This is a genomic window from Rhodococcus sp. G-MC3 (assembly GCF_030063335.1).
Classification (GTDB): Bacteria; Actinomycetota; Actinomycetes; order Mycobacteriales; family Mycobacteriaceae; genus Rhodococcoides.
The window spans coordinates 78,255-95,406 of record NZ_JASISW010000002.1; the positions used below are offsets into that span (position 1 = coordinate 78,255).

At 60.9% G+C, this 17,152-nt stretch carries 19 protein-coding genes and 1 tRNA gene; 17 read left to right on the forward strand and 3 right to left on the reverse strand.

From position 1 onward, the window contains the following. Positions 1–152 precede the first annotated feature (152 nt). The 7 genes from hadA to rplA all read left to right on the forward strand — a co-directional run bounded on the left by hadA (position 153) and on the right by rplA (position 4,073). Positions 153–638 carry a (3R)-hydroxyacyl-ACP dehydratase subunit HadA gene (hadA, locus tag QMK17_RS02275; protein ID WP_283507024.1) on the forward strand — a complete coding sequence of 162 codons (486 nt, stop codon included), beginning with the start codon at positions 153–155 and terminating at the stop codon, positions 636–638. Then, a complete protein-coding gene (gene hadB / locus QMK17_RS02280) occupies positions 625–1,050 on the forward strand; it encodes a (3R)-hydroxyacyl-ACP dehydratase subunit HadB (protein ID WP_283506798.1) in 426 nt (141 codons plus the stop codon). Before hadA ends, hadB begins: the two co-directional genes overlap by 14 nt. Positions 1,051–1,262: 212 nt before the next feature. Further along, positions 1,263–1,335, forward strand: a tRNA-Trp gene (locus tag QMK17_RS02285). Between the two features lie 68 nt (positions 1,336–1,403). Beyond that, positions 1,404–1,859, forward strand: coding sequence for a preprotein translocase subunit SecE (gene secE / locus QMK17_RS02290; protein ID WP_283506799.1), 456 nt, complete (start codon positions 1,404–1,406; stop codon positions 1,857–1,859). Between the two features lie 82 nt (positions 1,860–1,941). Further along, positions 1,942–2,778 (forward strand): transcription termination/antitermination protein NusG, encoded by an 837-nt coding sequence (nusG, locus tag QMK17_RS02295; RefSeq protein WP_283506801.1) that lies wholly within the window; start codon positions 1,942–1,944, stop codon positions 2,776–2,778. A 61-nt stretch (positions 2,779–2,839) separates the two neighbouring features. Next, the gene (gene rplK / locus QMK17_RS02300) at positions 2,840–3,274 is read left to right on the forward strand and encodes a 50S ribosomal protein L11 (protein ID WP_283506803.1); all 435 of its coding nucleotides are present in this window, start codon (positions 2,840–2,842) and stop codon (positions 3,272–3,274) included. A 79-nt stretch (positions 3,275–3,353) separates the two neighbouring features. Continuing rightward, positions 3,354–4,073, forward strand: a complete 720-nt coding sequence (gene rplA, locus QMK17_RS02305; protein WP_283506805.1) for a 50S ribosomal protein L1 — start codon at positions 3,354–3,356, stop codon at positions 4,071–4,073. Between the two features lie 115 nt (positions 4,074–4,188). On the opposite strand, the gene QMK17_RS02310 is transcribed toward rplA, so the two are convergent. The 3 genes from QMK17_RS02310 to QMK17_RS02320 all read right to left on the reverse strand — a co-directional run bounded on the left by QMK17_RS02310 (position 4,189) and on the right by QMK17_RS02320 (position 7,546). After that, a complete protein-coding gene (locus QMK17_RS02310) occupies positions 4,189–5,091 on the reverse strand; it encodes an alpha/beta fold hydrolase (protein WP_283506807.1) in 903 nt (300 codons plus the stop codon). A gap of 8 nt (positions 5,092–5,099) precedes the next feature. Continuing rightward, the gene (locus QMK17_RS02315) at positions 5,100–7,046 is read right to left on the reverse strand and encodes a CocE/NonD family hydrolase (protein ID WP_283506809.1); all 1,947 of its coding nucleotides are present in this window, start codon (positions 7,044–7,046) and stop codon (positions 5,100–5,102) included. Between the two features lie 101 nt (positions 7,047–7,147). Beyond that, complete coding sequence (locus tag QMK17_RS02320; RefSeq protein ID WP_283506811.1) at positions 7,148–7,546, reverse strand: hypothetical protein; 399 nt, start codon at positions 7,544–7,546, stop codon at positions 7,148–7,150. 12 nt (positions 7,547–7,558) lie between these two features. Between QMK17_RS02320 and QMK17_RS02325 the strand changes: the two genes are divergently transcribed. From QMK17_RS02325 to QMK17_RS02370, 10 genes are all read left to right on the forward strand, one after another. Further along, positions 7,559–7,888, forward strand: coding sequence for a class F sortase (locus tag QMK17_RS02325; RefSeq protein WP_283506813.1), 330 nt, complete (start codon positions 7,559–7,561; stop codon positions 7,886–7,888). A gap of 349 nt (positions 7,889–8,237) precedes the next feature. After that, positions 8,238–8,819, forward strand: a complete 582-nt coding sequence (gene rplJ, locus QMK17_RS02330) for a 50S ribosomal protein L10 (RefSeq protein ID WP_283506815.1) — start codon at positions 8,238–8,240, stop codon at positions 8,817–8,819. 82 nt (positions 8,820–8,901) lie between these two features. Further along, positions 8,902–9,288: a 50S ribosomal protein L7/L12 gene (rplL, locus tag QMK17_RS02335; protein ID WP_283506816.1), complete on the forward strand. Its 387-nt coding sequence runs from the start codon at positions 8,902–8,904 to the stop codon at positions 9,286–9,288. Positions 9,289–9,624: 336 nt separating this feature from the next. After that, positions 9,625–10,800: an ABC transporter ATP-binding protein gene (locus QMK17_RS02340; protein WP_283506818.1), complete on the forward strand. Its 1,176-nt coding sequence runs from the start codon at positions 9,625–9,627 to the stop codon at positions 10,798–10,800. 5 nt (positions 10,801–10,805) lie between these two features. Beyond that, on the forward strand, positions 10,806–11,600 hold the full coding sequence (locus tag QMK17_RS02345; protein WP_283506819.1) for an MlaE family ABC transporter permease: 795 nt from the start codon (positions 10,806–10,808) through the stop codon (positions 11,598–11,600). Positions 11,601–11,606: 6 nt separating this feature from the next. Continuing rightward, positions 11,607–12,467 carry an MlaE family ABC transporter permease gene (locus QMK17_RS02350; RefSeq protein ID WP_283506820.1) on the forward strand — a complete coding sequence of 287 codons (861 nt, stop codon included), beginning with the start codon at positions 11,607–11,609 and terminating at the stop codon, positions 12,465–12,467. Continuing rightward, a complete protein-coding gene (locus tag QMK17_RS02355) occupies positions 12,464–13,813 on the forward strand; it encodes an MCE family protein (RefSeq protein ID WP_283506821.1) in 1,350 nt (449 codons plus the stop codon). The genes QMK17_RS02350 and QMK17_RS02355 overlap by 4 nt, the downstream gene beginning before the upstream one ends. Continuing rightward, entirely contained in the window at positions 13,810–14,877 is a 1,068-nt protein-coding gene (locus QMK17_RS02360) for an MCE family protein (RefSeq protein ID WP_283506822.1), read from the forward strand. Before QMK17_RS02355 ends, QMK17_RS02360 begins: the two co-directional genes overlap by 4 nt. Further along, positions 14,874–15,866, forward strand: a complete 993-nt coding sequence (locus QMK17_RS02365; protein ID WP_283506823.1) for an MCE family protein — start codon at positions 14,874–14,876, stop codon at positions 15,864–15,866. The genes QMK17_RS02360 and QMK17_RS02365 overlap by 4 nt, the downstream gene beginning before the upstream one ends. After that, positions 15,866–17,146 carry an MCE family protein gene (locus QMK17_RS02370; RefSeq protein WP_283506824.1) on the forward strand — a complete coding sequence of 427 codons (1,281 nt, stop codon included), beginning with the start codon at positions 15,866–15,868 and terminating at the stop codon, positions 17,144–17,146. The genes QMK17_RS02365 and QMK17_RS02370 overlap by 1 nt, the downstream gene beginning before the upstream one ends. Positions 17,147–17,152: the final 6 nt, after the last annotated feature.

A 17,152-nucleotide genomic window follows, 5' to 3' on the forward strand; every position in this document is an offset into this window, starting at 1 on the left:
GCGGGCCTTTTCGGCTGCTGGTTTTTGTTCGGAGTCGACGCCACGCGTTAGGCTTACTTTTCTTGCCCTAACCGCATACGCGTCCTGGGTAGAAAAGGTTCACTGAACGCGTGACTGATTCATTGCAGGACCCCGCGGTACACGCGGCCTCGATGGTGGGGCACCACTACAAAGTGGAGCATCCCTATGATGTGGGCCGCGAAAAGGTGCGTGAGTACGCGCGAGCCGTTCAAGATTGGCATCCCGCTCACCACGACGAAGCGGCCGCGAGAGGCCTCGGTTACGACGGCCTCGTCGCGCCGCTGACGTTCATTTCTTTGGTCGGCATCATCGCGCAGTCGCGGATGTTCAAGGAATTCATCACCGGATACGATCCGAGCCAGATCCTGCAGACCGATCAGCGTCTTCAGTTTCACAAGGCGATCTCGGTGGGTGACGAACTGTCGTGCGAGGTGTACCTGGATTCCTTCCGCCAGATGAGCGGCAGTGACATCATCACCACCAAGAACATCGTGACCGATCAGAACGGTGAGCTCGTTCAGACCACCTGGACCACGCTCGTTGCACGCACCGGCGGCGAAGTCGACGAAAACATCGCCCACGCAGTCAAGGACGTGATCATGCATGGCGCTTCGTAGTTTTGCGGATGTTGTTGTCGGCGAGGAACTGCCCGAGCGGATCGTGAAGCTCACTCGCGGTGACCTCGTCAACTATGCGGGCGTATCCGGCGACCCCAATCCGATTCATTGGAGCGACGAGGTCGTCAAGCTCGCGGGTCTGGACAACGTGATTGCTCACGGCATGCTCACGATGGGGCTTGGTGCAGGCTTCGTCACGTCGTGGCTGGGCGACCCGGGTGCGGTCACCGAATACAACGTGCGATTCACTAGCTCCGTGTACGTCCCCGCCGACGCTGCGGCATCAGTGGAGTACACCGGCAAAATCAAGTCGCTGGATCCGGAAACCAAGTCGGCAGTCATCGCGATCACCGCGAAATCCGAAGGCAAGAAGATCTTCGGTCGTGCAACAGCGACCGTCCGCCTGGCCTGATTACTGGTATCCATCGTGCCTGCTGTTTCCGGACGGCGGGATTTCAAGGTTCCACACCCTGTGCAGTACACTGAGATTTCTGGGGTTGCTCAGCGCTGCGCGCTGCCGACGCTCTCTGTAGGAGAGTTCGACGCTCTCTGCAAGAGGGTGCGAGGTAGCGCGTATGTTGTGTGACCGCAGGACGGACCGATTGCGACGACGGATCGGACCGAAGGGGCGTAGCTCAATTGGTAGAGCAACGGTCTCCAAAACCGTAGGTTGCAGGTTCAAGTCCTGTCGCCCCTGCCCATGTTGCCAATGCCTCGTCGATCGGCGAGGTGAGGCGACGGTGTCAGCTACTGAGAGGAACGACGGTGAGCGAGGAGCGCGGTAAGCGCGACGAGACGTCCGAGGGCGTCGACGCGTCAGACTCGGCGACGTCCGAGGATGCTGCAGCCCGCACCGACGACGCCTCTTCTTCGGAGACTTCTGCACGGCCGTCCGGCAAGCGAGCAGCACGCCGATCACGATCAGCCACGTCGCCGAGCACTTCAGCCGGCACGGTGTCGATGACCAAGTCGTCAGGATCTGGCAAGTCTGCAGTGGCTACTCGCGAGAAGTCGCGCGAGCCGAAGCGGATGAACATCTTCAAGCGCCTTCGCAAGTTTCTACGCGAGGTCATCGCGGAGCTGCGCAAGGTCATCTGGCCGAACAGGAAACAGATGGTCACCTACACCAGCGTCGTGCTCGTGTTCGTGGCGTTCATGGTCGCCTTCATCAGTGGACTGGACCTGGCGTTCATCAAGGGTGTCGGCTGGCTGTTCGGCTGACGCTTCTCGTCTACCGGAATCGGTGAATTTTCGACATGGATGACATTTCGACATGCATGAAACGACAGAAAGGGTGCCTGCTGTGAGCACGCCGCACAACGACGCCACCGAAGTGGCCGCATTCGACGCCGATGTCGAGGCGACCAAACAGGGCCTCGAGGCGGAGCAGGCCGCTCAGGACCGCGCGACCGACGAGGCCATTGCAGCCGACGTTGCCGCTGCCGCTGGTGAGGATTCGACACCTGACGAAGCCGGTGACGCAACCGCTGAAGAGGGCGTCGACATCTCCGCCGAGTCCGAGGATCCCGTCGCCGACATGAAGGCTGCGCTGCGCCGCGCGCCCGGTGACTGGTACGTCATCCACTCGTACGCAGGGTACGAGAACAAGGTGAAGGCCAACCTCGAAACTCGCGTTCAGAACCTCGACGTCGGCGACTACATCTTCCAGGTCGAGGTTCCGATCGAAGAGGTCACCGAGATCAAGAACGGCCAGCGCAAGCAGGTCAACCGCAAGGTATTGCCTGGCTACATCCTGGTCCGTATGGAACTCAACGACGAGTCGTGGGGCGCTGTCCGGAACACCCCCGGTGTCACCGGCTTCGTCGGTGCCACTTCGCGTCCGTCGCCGTTGACGATCAACGAGGTCGTCAAATTCCTGATGCCGCAGCAGGGCCAGAAGAAGGACGCCAAGGCTGCAGGCACCGGCGGCGAGAACGGCACCGAGTCCACGTCGAAGCCGACCATCGAGGTCGACTTCGAGGTCGGCGAGTCGGTCACCGTCATGGACGGTCCGTTCGCGACATTGCCGGCCAGCATCAGCGAGGTCAACGCCGAGCAGCAGAAGCTCAAGGTGTTGGTATCCATCTTCGGCCGTGAAACTCCGGTCGAACTGGGCTTCACCCAGGTCGCAAAGATCTAGAGCCCGCACAGAACTTGCAGTAGTAACCGCAAGAAACCCGAGCGAATACAAGGAAAAAGAAATGCCCCCGAAGAAGAAGAAGCTAGCCGGGATCATCAAGCTTCAGATCCAGGCCGGTGCCGCAAACCCGGCACCACCCGTCGGCCCAGCACTGGGTCAGCACGGCGTCAACATCATGGAGTTCTGCAAGGCGTACAACGCCGCGACCGAGTCGCAGCGCGGAAACGTCGTGCCGGTCGAGATCTCGGTCTACGAGGACCGTACGTTCGACTTCAAGCTGAAGACTCCTCCGGCCGCCAAGCTGCTCCTCAAGGCTGCAGGCGTTGCCAAGGGCTCCGGCGAGCCGCACAAGACCAAGGTCGCCAAGGTGACCATGGATCAGGTCCGCGAGATCGCCAAGACCAAGGCAGAAGACCTCAACGCCAACGACATCGATCAGGCCGCGAAGATCATCGCCGGTACTGCTCGTTCGATGGGCATCACGATCGAAGGCTGATTCAGCCACCACATGCACGACGTGGGAGGGCCCGCCTGGCCCGTCAACCACACTGAACTCACAAAAAGGACAGCAACACATGGCAAAGCGCAGCAAGGCCTACCTCGAGCAGGCCGCAAAGATCAACGCCGACAACCTGTACTCGCCGCTCGAAGCAGCGAAGTTGGCCAAGGACACCGCGTCGAGCAAGTTCGACGCAACCGTCGAGATCGCAGTGCGACTCGGCGTCGATCCTCGCAAGGCAGATCAGATGGTGCGCGGCACCGTCAACCTTCCCCACGGCACCGGCAAGACCGCTCGGGTCATCGTTTTCGCCGCTGGTGAGAAGGCTGCCGAAGCTGAGGCAGCAGGAGCCGACGTCGTCGGCGCAGAAGATCTGATCGAGCGCATCCAGGGCGGCTTCCTGGACTTCGACGCTGCGATCGCCACCCCCGACCAGATGGCCAAGGTCGGCCGGATCGCCCGCGTCCTCGGACCGCGTGGCCTGATGCCGAACCCGAAGACGGGCACCGTCACCAACGATGTGACCAAGGCCGTCAACGATATCAAGGGCGGAAAGATCAACTTCCGTGTCGACAAGCAGTCCAACCTGCACTTTGTCATCGGCAAGGCATCGTTCGACGACACCAAGCTGGTGGAGAACTACGGCGCAGCGCTGGACGAGATCCTGCGTGCGAAGCCGTCTTCGGCCAAGGGCCGCTACGTCAAGAAGGTCACCGTCTCGACGACGACCGGACCCGGAATCCAGATCGATCCGAACCGCACCCGTAACCTCCTAGAGGACGACGCGGACGCGTAAGCAACAGGTAACAGACACGGCCGGCGCCCCGGGGAGCCGGCCTTTTCTGTTGTGTGCGGATGCCCGAGCCCCTGACCGAATCCCCCATCCGGTCACCCGCCCGGGAACCTCAACCTCACGCTCGTGCGAAGTTCGACCCCAACTCGCCGAGGATTTCGTCCCACAGCGGCCGCGGGAGATCGTGGCCCATGCCGCCGATGAGGTGCAGTGAAGATCCCTTTACCGCTCGTGCGATCGCCTTGCCTCCGGACGGGCGCATCAGACGGTCCGCGCGGCCGTGGATCACAACGGTAGGCGACGCGATCTGCGCCGCGATGCGACGAAGACTTCCTGTGCCTGTCACCGCAGCCATCTGGCGGAGCGAACCGGCGGGGTTGTAGTTCCTGTCGTACATTTCGCCCGCGGTGACGAGTAGTTCGTCCATCGGTGTCGGATACGCGGGACTGCCGATGATGCGTCGAGTGTTGGCCGAGTGCGCGACGATCTGTTCTCGCGTCGCCGTCGGGCCCGGTCCCTTCATCAGGGGCAGCAGCGCCCGTGGATCGGGCGGCGGCAGAAATGCTTCGTTGGTGCTGGAGAAGATGACGGCAGTGCTCAGCACGCGCTCGGGGTACAGCCCAGCGAAGATTTGGGCGATCATTCCGCCCATCGACGCGCCGACGACGTGGACCTGCGGAATCTCCAGATAGTCGAGGAGTCCCTTGGTGTCGAGGGCCATGTCCTCCAGGGTGTACGGAACCCTGCTCGACGCCCCGAGTCCGGTTCGGAGCAGCCGCAGTAGCGACGAGCCTTCGATGCGTTGACCGTCCATCTTTGTCGACAATCCGATGTCTCGGTTGTCGAATCTGATGACACGGAAACCCTGTTCGACGATCCGTTCGCAGAACTCCCGCGGCCACAGTGTCATCTGGGCGCTCAGACCCATGATCATCAGAACCACCGGATCTTCGGGGTTGCCCATGTCCTCGTAGGCGAGTTCGATATCGTTCGACGGCGCGAAGCCCGTGCGTGACTGCATTTTTCTCCTCACCAGCCCGGATCGCCGACCAGAGGTGCGACGAGGTAGCTGGGGTTCTCGGTGTCGATATCGATATCCTGCCTACGCCCGCGAGTGCGCAGCAAGTCAGGAAGGATGGGCATGAAACGCGGTGCGTCGGTGGCGAATATGTCGACTCGCAGTCGATGGCCTATCTCGAACACTGCTTCCGTGGTGAGCAGGTCGATGTCGAGTTCGATGGGTTCGCCCAGTGGCACCGACTCGAGCGACTCTTCGGTCAGCGGGTGGTACGGACGGGTGTAGTCCCCGTTCGGGGCGAAGAGAGACAGTTCGTCGTCGACTGCCCGCCGAGTGGCGAGAAGTGCACCGTTCGTCAGTACGGTCGACTTACCTTCTGGAGCTACGTCGCACACCATGATCGCCCAAAGCGCCTCGGGTGCATGGCAAATCACTCTCAGATGCAGATTCATCGGACCGGAGAGGACAGTAGGCGAGTGCGCAGGTCCGGTGGTGAAGCTGACCGCGCCTTTCTCGGCGAAGCGGTTGTCGTAGGTGAAGCCGCCGCCCAACACTGCAGGCAGCCCCGCGAGGACCTGCGTCGTATCGCGAGAGACGACCGACCGCAACGTCGGGCGTACCGAGAGGTGGCCGCTGGACCCGTCGTTCTGGGTCTCGAGGCTTCCGTCTGCAACGGCGTGGCGAGCTGTACCCGACGATGCCGCCGACAGATACAAACGGGTTGGCTCCGCTTGCGGCGCGGGGAATCGGCCGTGCGCAGTCCAACCGCCGCCCTGCCTCCTCAACGTCACCGGGCCGTAGTTCTCGATTCCGTTGTCCTCGTCGCGAAGCCAGCGATCGAACCATGCGCGCTCGAGGACGTCGAGCCGAGGGGGGAACCCAGGGTCGCCAAATCCGATTCCTGGATTTCCATGGTAGCCATCGCCTACAAGGAGTTGCTTGTGGCCACGCTCGAGGGACAGGCGGTTGTAGATATCGGGGGCCGAACCACCGAAAATGTCGTGCCAGCATCCGTACACGAACGTGGGAGCTGTGATCTCCTCGATCTCGGCGTCGATCTCGGCGTAGTAGGGATCGTCGTAGATCCTCCGATCACCGCCGGTGACAAAGCCTTTGGCGAGATCGAGGAGGTTGGTGGCGGGGGAGGAGAGGCGGTCGCGCAGCCAGGTCGCAACGTCGAGATCCCGAAGGGAGGGAACCCATTTGAGACCGTTGACCGCCGTGAGCCACAGCGGAATGAACAACGAGGGTGCGCCGCCGGTCGCGAAGATCTCGCGAACGATGTCGACCGAACCTTCGACGGCGAACACGGCGTCGAGACCATCAGGGCGCTTCGCTGCGGTCTGTAGTGCGTTTATTGCCGAGTACGAGATGCCGGACATGCCGATGCGGCCGTTGCACCACGGTTGGGAGGCCGCCCACTCGATCACCTCCAACGAATCCTGTTGCTCACGTGGTCCGAGAACATTCCAGGTTCCGGTGGAAGAACCGGTGCCTCGGACGTCGACCAACAGCTGTACGTAGCCACTGCGTACAAGGTGCCTGTTGACTGCCAGGAGATCGGCGGCACCGCCCGCGACGACCCGGGTGATCTCGGTGATCCCATCGAACGGCGTCCCCGACAGATCGAAGCGCCGCGAGAGGACTCGGAGCAGCGGCCCGACGACGGGGGCATTGAGGATCGTGTCGACGCTCTTGATCAGCAGTTTGTTGTAGGGCGTGATGTTGAGGACTGTCGGAAAGTCGCCCGCGATTGCTCGGCCGGACGCGTCGGCGGGACGAATCACGTATGCCCGAAGAATCACACCGTCACTCATCGGAATCCGGACGTCGGCCGCGACCAGTACTTTCGGGTAGCGCGGCTGTTCTCGGGCTATGTTGCTCCAGCTCAGCGCTGCCTCACCGCCGCTCGGGTCACGCCCCGGACGCAGGAGAGGGTGTGGCTGCGCTGCCGTCATACATCTAATTGAACAGTCATCGAGGCTTGTTTGTCCGGTGGGACACGATTGTTGTCCCACCTGACAGGAGGCGGCGCTACATTTCGTGGTCGGTCACACCGTCACAGTGCGTCCGGGACGTCTGCGAATGCCAAGACGGAACCATCGGCATTCCGGATTTCGATGCCGTCCACGTTCTCGCGCATCACTGCGGCGTTCATTCGGCAGTCGATGGCGACGGCACTGCCGAAGAAGGTGCCGGACGCGCGCTCGACTCCGGAGCCATCGACGACGTACACCTCGTAGGTACCGGCGACCGGAACACCGTCCATTTCGAGGACGGTCTCGGTACCCCATGTGTGTGCGACGAGTCCACCTTCGATGTCGGTCCCTGCCGGCGTGCCGATGAATTCGATCTGTTCGAATGCGCCGAGGGTGCCGGGAGGTCCGGTTGCGGGACGGTCGGTAGCGGCGTCGACGCCTAGAACCGTTCCAGCTCCCACTGCAGATGGAAGTCCCATCGGATTTCGGACGTGGGCTGGTTCAGTGAAGGAGGACGGCCGGGGGGAATCGGCCCCACAGTTCTTGCGGGCCATGTCGATTCGGTTACCGGCCCAGCCGTGTTCGACAAGCTGCGTCAACTGAACGCCGGGGACGTGGTGACGGTGACGAGCAGCGCGGGAGATTCCGCGCACTATCGTGTGGAAACGCTGGGGGATCTCTCCAAGAGTGACTTTCCCACGGTGGACGTCTTCGGAGCTACGTCGGCCGACCGAATCCGACTGATCACGTGTTCCGGCGACTTCGATTCTGCCGTGGGAAGTTACAGCCGGAATCTTGTGGCGTTCGGTTCCCGCATCTGAGACGTTTTGGAATTCTCTGTAGGCCTGGGGTACGGTACTCCACGGCTCTGAATCGGAAGTTCGGTTCGGAACCGCCCAATCAAGTTCTACCCAAGACCGTTGGTCACCGCAATTTCGAGGGTCTCCTGTTAGCAGGAAGTCCCGACAGGTATGCGGTTGAAGGTTCGAGAAGTGTTCGGACGGCCCACGCAGGAGAACGAGGTAAGGGACCTGTTCGACGCCTATCGGTGCTTAATCAGACCAGCGGTTGTCATCCATGTCTACGCCCCGTGTGCTTCTGCACCGGGGCGTTTGTCGTTTTTCAGGACCTCTCGCGATCGACATAACTTCCCACGAGAGGAGGCGAAGTATGGCAAAGCCCGAAAAGATCTCCGCAGTTGCGGAGATCACCGAACAGTTCAAAGGATCGACGGCTGCCGTCGTCACGGAATACCGCGGACTGTCGGTGTCCGGTCTGACACAGCTCCGGCGTGCGCTCGGAGACAGTGCAACCTACTCCGTCGCCAAGAACACCCTGGTCAAGCGCGCTGCTGCCGAAGCCGGCATCACCGGGCTGGACGAGTTGTTCGTCGGACCCACCGCCATTGCATTCATCAAGGGCGAGCCGGTCGACGCTGCGAAGGCCATCAAGGCTTTCGCTAAGGACAACAAGGCCTTGGTCGTCAAGGGCGGCTACATGGACGGCTTGACGCTGTCCGTGGACGAGATCAACAAGATCGCGGACCTCGAGTCCCGCGAGATCTTGCTGGCAAAGCTCGCAGGCGCCATGAAGGGCAACTTGTCGAAGGCTGCAGGCCTGTTCAATGCTCCCGCATCGCAGTTCGCCCGTTTGGCGTTTGCATTGCAGGAGAAGAAGGCTGCTGGCGCTCCCGCCGCAGCCGAGGCGCCTGCAGAAGCAGAAGCACCGGCGGAAGCTCCCGCCGAAAGCTGATCCGCTGGCATTAGCGAACAGCTCAACCCCACACCATGTCGCGGATCAGCGACTGGAGTACTTATAGGAAGGACCCGCCACCATGGCGAAGCTCAGCACCGATGAATTGCTCGACCAGTTCAAGGAGCTCACACTCCTCGAGCTCAGCGAGTTCGTGAAGGCATTCGAGGAGACCTTCGAGGTCACCGCGGCTGCTCCCGTCGCCGTTGCCGCAGCAGGCGGAGCAGGCGCTCCGGCTGAGGCAGCCGAAGAGCAGGACGAGTTCGACGTCGTCCTCGAGTCGGCCGGCGACAAGAAGATCCAGGTCATCAAGGTCGTCCGTGAGGTCGTTTCCGGCCTGGGCCTGAAGGAAGCCAAGGATCTCGTCGAGAGCGCTCCGAAGGCAATCCTCGAGAAGGTCGCCAAGGACGCAGCCGAGGCTGCCAAGGAGAAGCTGGAAGCAGCCGGCGCGAAGGTCTCCGTCAAGTAATTCTTGCCGGACCGATTTCGGTCAGTTCTTCTGTTCTACCGCGAAGGGCCATCCCCGCTTTGGGGGTGGCCCTTCGTGTGTTCTCGGGAGCGTGAAACTTCTATGTTCGAGGTTTTTTTCGTGCCGGTTCACAGCATTCGAAGATTGGGTTCTGTCACAAATCGGGCGAGTCCTACGCGTGTCGCGGTGAAATGCGCCACACTGTGTCCAGGACCGCAGCCCGGGTCGGGGGACTTCTTACCGGGCAGTAAGCTCCTATGTCGGAGCGGACACTCGTGTGCGATAGAGTGACCCAACCCACATCCGGGTCGATGTGTACGAACTGTGGAGGTCAGCGTGGGAGTCGAGGTTTCGGTCGAGGGATTGACCAAGTCTTTCGGAGTTCAGAAGATTTGGCAGGATGTCTCTCTGACGTTGCCCTCGGGGGAGGTCAGCGCATTGCTCGGGCCTTCGGGTACGGGCAAGTCGGTGTTTTTGAAGTCGTTGATCGGGCTACTGCGTCCAGAGCAGGGCAAGATCTTCATCGACGGCACAGACATCCTCGAGTGCTCCTCGCGTGATCTCTATGAGATCCGCAAATTGTTCGGAGTGTTGTTCCAGGATGGCGCACTGTTCGGCTCGATGAACTTGTACGACAACGTCGCGTTCCCACTTCGTGAGCACACGAAGAAATCGGAATCCGATGTTCGCAAGATCGTCATGGAGAAGCTCGAGCTCACCGGTCTGATCGGTGCCGAGACCAAACTTCCCGGTGAGATCTCCGGCGGTATGCGTAAGCGCGCCGGGTTGGCCCGTGCGCTGGTGCTCGATCCGGAGATCATCCTGGTGGACGAGCCCGACTCCGGTCTGGATCCTGTTCGCACCACGTACATTTCGCAGACGTTGATCGACATCAACGCCGAGATCGACGCGACGATTCTGATCGTGTCCCACAACATCAATCTGGCGCGCACAGTGCCGGACAACATCGGGATGCTCTTCCGTCGCCAGTTGGTGATGTTCGGTCCTCGTGAGGTGTTGTTGACCAGTGACGAGCCTGTGGTCAAGCAGTTCTTGAACGGCACGATGATCGGGCCGATCGGTATGTCGGAGGAGAAGGACGAGGCGCAGATGGCGCACGAACAGGCCCTCGTCGATGCAGGTCACCATGCGGGTGGCGTCGAGGACGTCGAGGGGATCGTGCCGCAGATGAAGGCGACGCCCGGTACTCCGGTTCGTCAGGCTGTGGGTCGTCGGCAGGAGCGGGTGCGTCAGATCATGCACACGCTGCCGCAGAATGCACAGGTCGCTATTCAGGAAAGCCTTGATTCGACCGACCCGGGTCACCACACTCCGGCCTACAGTGATGCCGGCCAGCAGGAGCAGGACAACTCGGGCCACACCAACTCCGGTTACGACAACTCCGGTTACGACAATTCGGGGTACGACAACTCCGGCCACGACAACTCCGGCTATGACAATTCGGGATATAGCGACCAGGGCCACGGCCCTTCGCAAGGGCGGGGACAGTAAGGGCTATGGGAGGTTCCAAGAAATCCGCTCTCGCACCGGCGAGCGCAGCACTTTCGCAAGCCGGAAATATCGTCGAACTACTGGTAGAGGTCGCGCGGGCAACGTTCCGTCGTCCATTCCAGTTCCGTGAGTTCATCGAGCAGGCCTGGTTCATTGCCAGCGTCACGATTCTGCCGACGGCGCTGGTCGCCATTCCTTTCGGTGCTGTCGTGTCGCTACAGACCGGTTCGTTGATCAAGCAACTCGGCGCCGAATCGTTCACCGGTGCAGCCAGCGTGCTCGCTGTCATTCAACAGGGCAGCCCAATCGTGACTGCACTGTTGATTGCAGGCGCCGCAGGCTCTGCTGTGACCGCCGACCTCGGATCGCGCACCATCCGCGAGGAAATAGACGCCATGCGCGTGCTGGGTATCGACCCGGTGCATCGCCTCGTCGTTCCGCGCGTTCTCGCGATGATCCTCATCGCACTGTTGCTCAACGGCCTCGTGTCCGTCGTCGGTATTGCGGGTGGCTACTTCTTCAACGTCGTGCTTCAAGGCGGTACGCCCGGTGCCTACCTGGCGTCGTTCTCGGCGCTGGCGCAGCTGCCCGACCTGTATGTCGCAGAACTCAAAGCCGCGATCTTTGGTGTGATCGCCGGAATCATCGCGTCCTACAAGGGACTCAATCCCAACCCGGGACCCAAGGGCGTCGGTGAAGCGGTGAACCAGACGGTTGTCATCACCTTCCTGCTGCTGTTTTTCGCGAACCTCATTCTCACCCTGGTGTACCTCCAGGTTGTGCCAGCGAAGGGAAGCTGACCCGCAATGACCATCGCCAAAAGTCGTGGCGACCGTACTCTGATGCGCGCCAAGCGCATTGTGAGTGCTCCGCTGACCGTGCTCGACACCGCGGGCGAGCAGATGTCCTTCTATGTGCGCGCCATCGGGTGGATCCCGCGCACTCTGGTCCACTACAAGAAGGAAGTACTACGGCTACTCGCCGAAGTCACCTTCGGTAGCGGCGCTCTCGCAGTCATCGGCGGCACCATCGGCGTCATCGTGATGCTTTCCGGCGCAACCGGTGTGGTCGTCGGTCTACAGGGCTACGCGGCGCTCGAGCAGCTCGGCAGCTCGGTTCTCACGGGCTTCCTGTCGGCATACATCAACACCCGGGAGATCGCGCCCGTCGTGGCTGGTCTTGCGCTGTCGGCCACCGTCGGAGCGGGGTTCACGGCGCAGCTCGGTGCTATGCGAATTTCGGAGGAGATCGACGCCCTGGAGGTCATGGCAGTGCCCAGCGTGCCGTTCCTGGTAACGACTCGCATGATCGCAGGCTTCGTTGCCGTCATCCCGCTCTATATCGTCGGTCTGCTCGCGTCGTACATCGCCTCACGGGGAATCAGCACGATTTTCAACGGGCAGTCCAGCGGGTCATATGACCACTACTTCAACCTCTTCCTGCCACCGGAAGACGTTCTCTATTCGTTCCTCAAGGTGTTGATCTTCGCTTTTGTATTGATCATGATCCATTGCTACTACGGATTTCACGCCTCCGGCGGACCCGCAGGTGTGGGTGTGGCCGTGGGTAGTGCCGTGCGAACAGCCATCGTGACGGTAGCTGTTCTGGACTTCTTCCTCAGCCTCGCAATTTGGGGGACCACCACCACAGTGAGGGTTGCTGGATGATCGACTCGACGTCGCGATTGAGGAGACTGCTGCTCGGTCTTGCGTTCTTCCTGGTGCTGATCCTCTTTCTAGGATGGTCGATCACCTCGTTCAACAAGACCTTCAAGAAGGTTGTCAGCATCGACCTGATCACGGACACGGTGGGAAATGCGTTGCCGTCCAATGCCGATGTGAAAGTGCGCGGTCTGATCGTCGGTGAGGTTCGCTCTGCCTCGACCGACGACGGTGTCGTTACCGCCCATCTGGCCATCGAGCCGGACAAGGCGGAACTTATTCCGTCGAACGCCACGGCGCGGTTGCTGCCGAAGACGCTGTTCGGTGAGCGCTATGTGGCGTTGATGATTCCCGAGAACAACACCGCGTCGCCGATCGTCAACGGCACCGTACTGAAGCAGGACACCAGCGGCAGTGCCATCGAGGTCGGCGAACTGCTGGACAACCTGCTTCCGCTTCTGGAGGCGATTCCGCCGCAGGACCTGGCGAATACGCTTGGCGCGCTGGCGCAGGGAGTCAGCGGCCGCGGTCAGGAATTGGGGCTGACGATCGATCGGCTCGACAACATATTCAAGGGACTGAACACCGAGTTGCCGAACATCCAGGAGGATCTGCGTGGTCTAGCCGACTTCTCGCAAACATACGCCGACGCCGGTCCGCAGTTGATCGACGCGTTGGACAACCTTTCCGTCACCGGAAATACGTTGGTGGAGCAGCGTCCTGCAGTGGACACGTTGATTTCGTCCCTGACGGCGACGAGCAGCTCGACGGCGGATTTCCTGCAGGCCAACTCGAACAATTTGATTCGTATCTCGGCCGATTCACGAGAGACTCTGGAGTTGTTGGCGCAGTACTCACCGTCGTTCGGGTGCGCCTTTGCTCAGTTCGTTCCGGTCGTGGAACGTGCACAGGAGGTCATCGGTGTCGGCGACGAATACCGAGCCATCAACGTGACGGCATCGTTTGTCAATCCCAAGGGACGCTACTTGCCCAATCAGGACGAGCCGCGACTGTTCGACAATCGCGGGCCTCGGTGCTACACCCCGGCCAACACCGATGCCGGGGAGTACTTCCCTCAGTATCCGGGTGGTTCGGCAAACGACGGCTCGTACCAGGTTCCGTCCAGAAACCCAGGGCCGCAGGATATTCCGGACCTTCCGGCGCCGCAGTACTCGCCGTTGCCCGGGATAACAGAGTCGACGCCTGTAAATTACGAGGGTTCGGATTTCGAGCGTGACACTCTTGCCGTGATCTACGGCGAGGCAACAGGAACTTCGCCCGATGATGTTCCTTCCTGGTTGACGTCCGTCGGTGCGCCGGCGCTCAGGGGTGCGGAGGTAACCATCAAATGAGGGGACTAATCGCTCCGCTCGTCAAGCTGATCGTGTTCGCAGTAATAACAATTCTCGCTACCGCGACGCTGGCGTTCTCCATCGCGAACATCAGTGGCGGTGGCGGCAAGACGTACAGCGCGATCTTCAGTGATGTCGCCTCGCTCAACAAAGGCGACGAGGTTCGAATCGCAGGCGTTCGTGTCGGAGACGTGAAGAACATCGAGATCGTCAACGAGCGCGAGGCCAAGATCGAATTCTCGGTCGACGGCCGCGACTACCTTCCATCGACCGTCACCGCGAACCTGCGGTACCGAAATCTCGTCGGCCAGCGGTACGTTGCCATCGAGCAAGGTGTCGGAGAGCAGGGCGGCAAGATCAATCCCGGTGACACGATTCCACTGTCGCAGACCAAGCCCGCAGTCAATCTCACTACCCTGTTCGACGGTTTCCGTCCGCTCTTCCAGACGCTCAGCGCCGACGACGTGAATAAATTGTCGTACCAGATCATCCAGGTGTTTCAGGGGGAATCGGGAACTATCTCGGAGCTAGTGCGCAACACTGCGAGCCTCACCAACACGGTGGCCGACAAGGACGCTGTGATCGGGGCTGTCATCACCAACCTCAACACGGTGCTGCAAACGGTCAATCAGAACGACGACCAGTTGGACTCGTTGATCGTCAACACTCAGCAGTTGGTCTCCGGTCTGTCCGCGGACCGCGACGTCGTCGGTTCTGCGGTCACCTCGCTGGCAGGTCTCACCGATGCCACAGCGGGCCTCCTGGAGCCGACGCGGCCGTCCATCCAGGGTTCGATCGCAGCTCTGAACACGTTGGCAACAACGTTGAACAGGCGTGAAGATGATGTCAACAAGGTCCTTCAGACATTGCCGAAGAAGCTGGACAAACTGGTGCGCACAGCGCAGCAGGGCTCGTGGTTCACGTTCTACATATGCGGCATCGACATTGTGGCAGGACCTGGAACCTCGCCCAATCTCAATCTGCCGACGGGTTTGCCGACCGTGAATCAACCGCTGTACACGAATTCGGCTTCGCGTTGCAAAGCTGGGGGGATCAAAGAATGAAGAAGCGTAGCCCCGTGGTTCTCGGCGCACTCGGCATTGCCATCGTGCTGCTGGCCACGATATCGGTGTTCTTTCTCGACAAACTTCCGATCGTCGGTGCCGGATCGACCTTTACCGCTGAGTTCACCGAAGCCGCAGGTCTCAAGCCGGGCAACGAAGTTCGCATCGCAGGTGTCAAAGTCGGTCAGGTCAGCTCCGTGGAACTCGACGGGGACAAGGTCGATGTCGACTTTCGAGTACAGGACGCGTGGGTTGGCAACAACTCGACGGCGTCGATTCAGATCAAGACGCTGCTCGGACAGAAGTACCTCGCGATCGACCCTCGTGGTGACGATGTACTGAAGCCGAAGGAGCCGATCCCGGTGGAGCGCACCACATCTCCGTACGACGTCATCGATGCGTTCTCCGATGCCGCATCGACCATCGAAGACATCGACACCAACCAGCTGGCGTCGAGCTTCGAGACACTTTCGCAGGCGTTCTCGGAGACTCCGGCGGACATTCGCTCTTCCCTCGATGGAGTCAGCCGACTCTCCGAGAGCATCTCGAGCCGCGACGACGAACTGCAGAAGCTGTTCGAAGCAACCGGTAAGACGACGAAGGTGTTGGCGGACAGGAACGAGGAGTTCAATCGCCTGATTACCGACGCAGGGCCGCTGCTCGAAGAGTTGAACAATCGTCAGCAGTCGATCTCGCAGCTGCTGACAGGCGTGCAACGGCTCTCTCAGCAGCTCACAGGATTGGTTCGCGACAACGAGCAGCAGATCACTCCGATGCTCGAGCAGTTGAACGGAGTCATCGACATTCTCAACAAGAACAACGACGCACTCTCGCGGGGCTTGGAGCTCTACGCGCCGTTCGTCCGGCTGTACTCCAACGTCGTCGGAAACGGCCGCTGGTTGGACATAACCTTGGCCAACCTCACACCCCCCGGTTTGCCATTGATTCCGGGCTATCGCCAACCTGCGCGTGACCTGGGAGGCAACTGATGAGTGATTCGGGAGAAACCGTGAAGAAGACCGGCGGCCGCCGTGCCGTCATCGCGGGTATCGTCATCGCCGCACTCGTCATCGCCGGCGGACTGTGGTGGGTGTTCACCCGTGCGGGTGCAACCAATATCACCGCGTACTTCGACAAGTCCGTCGGTATCTACGAAGGATCCGATGTCCGCGTTCTCGGTGTGTCCGTCGGCAATGTGACCTCGGTGGTGCCCCAGGGTGACCAGGTCGAGGTCAAGATGCGCGTCCAGCGCGGCGTCGACATCCCCTCGGACGCCAAGGCCGCTCAGATCACCCCGTCACTCGTCTCCGATCGGTACGTGCAACTCGCTCCGGCCTACTCCGGCGGGGACAAGATGTCGGGCGATACCGTCATCCCGCGAGAACGAACGGCAACCCCGGTAGAGGTCGATCAGATCTACGCCAGTATCGACGAGCTCTCGACCGCGCTCGGGCCCAACGGTGCAAATGCCAACGGCGCACTCACCGACCTGGTGAACACCGGCGCTGCCAACCTCGATGGCAACGGTGCGGCTCTAGGCGACACCATCACCGAGCTGACTGCCGCCTCGCGCACGCTCAGTGACTCGCGCGGCGACCTGTTCGACACCGTCAAGAATTTGCAGACGTTCGTCTCTGCGCTCGCAGCGAACGATCAGCAGGTCAGGGAGTTCAACAACCAGCTGGCCGATCTGACGGGTTTCCTCAACGGGGAACGTGACGATTTGGGAGCGGCGCTCAACCAGCTGTCCATTTCGCTCGGTGATGTCGCCGGATTCGTGGCGGACAACCGAGATCAGTTGGTGCAGGCCGCAAACGGTCTGGTACAGCCGACTCAGACGCTGTCGGATCGAAAGGATTCCATCGTGGAAACTCTGACGATTCTTCCGCTCGCTATCAGCAACCTGGTGAACTCCTACGACGCAGAGTCCGGAACTCTCGCATCGCGGGCGAACCTGCAGAACGAAACTCAGGATCCGCTCGGAACAGTCTGCCGATTGATCGACCTCGGCAAACTGGTCCCGGGAGATCCGCGTTTCCAACAGCTCGGTGCGCAGATCCAACCCGTCATCGATCGATGCGGCGAGATCACTTCGCTGATTCAGGGGCCGGTTCGCGACTCCGGACTGGTACTTCCGTTCGGTGTGCTGACGAACGAGACCCAGCAGGGCAACGTCGTCCCGGGCACGGTGCCCGGCAACGTCTCACCACGACTCGGCGAAAACAACAAGATGCCCGGTCTGCAGCAAACGCTTGGAGGGGGACAGTGATCTTGT

Excerpts from the sequence above, each read along its gene's own strand:
- hadA (WP_283507024.1), top strand. The coding sequence starts at position 153 with ATGGTGGGGCACCACTACAAAGTGGAGCATCCCTATGATGTGGGCCGC.
- hadB (WP_283506798.1), top strand. The coding sequence starts at position 625 with ATGGCGCTTCGTAGTTTTGCGGATGTTGTTGTCGGCGAGGAACTGCCC.
- rplK (WP_283506803.1), top strand. The coding sequence starts at position 2,840 with ATGCCCCCGAAGAAGAAGAAGCTAGCCGGGATCATCAAGCTTCAGATC.
- rplA (WP_283506805.1), top strand. The coding sequence starts at position 3,354 with ATGGCAAAGCGCAGCAAGGCCTACCTCGAGCAGGCCGCAAAGATCAAC.
- QMK17_RS02310 (WP_283506807.1), bottom strand. The coding sequence starts at position 5,091 with ATGCAGTCACGCACGGGCTTCGCGCCGTCGAACGATATCGAACTCGCC.
- QMK17_RS02315 (WP_283506809.1), bottom strand. The coding sequence starts at position 7,046 with ATGACGGCAGCGCAGCCACACCCTCTCCTGCGTCCGGGGCGTGACCCG.
- QMK17_RS02320 (WP_283506811.1), bottom strand. The coding sequence starts at position 7,546 with ATGGGACTTCCATCTGCAGTGGGAGCTGGAACGGTTCTAGGCGTCGAC.
- rplJ (WP_283506815.1), top strand. The coding sequence starts at position 8,238 with ATGGCAAAGCCCGAAAAGATCTCCGCAGTTGCGGAGATCACCGAACAG.
- rplL (WP_283506816.1), top strand. The coding sequence starts at position 8,902 with ATGGCGAAGCTCAGCACCGATGAATTGCTCGACCAGTTCAAGGAGCTC.
- QMK17_RS02345 (WP_283506819.1), top strand. The coding sequence starts at position 10,806 with ATGGGAGGTTCCAAGAAATCCGCTCTCGCACCGGCGAGCGCAGCACTT.
- QMK17_RS02350 (WP_283506820.1), top strand. The coding sequence starts at position 11,607 with ATGACCATCGCCAAAAGTCGTGGCGACCGTACTCTGATGCGCGCCAAG.
- QMK17_RS02355 (WP_283506821.1), top strand. The coding sequence starts at position 12,464 with ATGATCGACTCGACGTCGCGATTGAGGAGACTGCTGCTCGGTCTTGCG.
- QMK17_RS02360 (WP_283506822.1), top strand. The coding sequence starts at position 13,810 with ATGAGGGGACTAATCGCTCCGCTCGTCAAGCTGATCGTGTTCGCAGTA.
- QMK17_RS02365 (WP_283506823.1), top strand. The coding sequence starts at position 14,874 with ATGAAGAAGCGTAGCCCCGTGGTTCTCGGCGCACTCGGCATTGCCATC.
- QMK17_RS02370 (WP_283506824.1), top strand. The coding sequence starts at position 15,866 with ATGAGTGATTCGGGAGAAACCGTGAAGAAGACCGGCGGCCGCCGTGCC.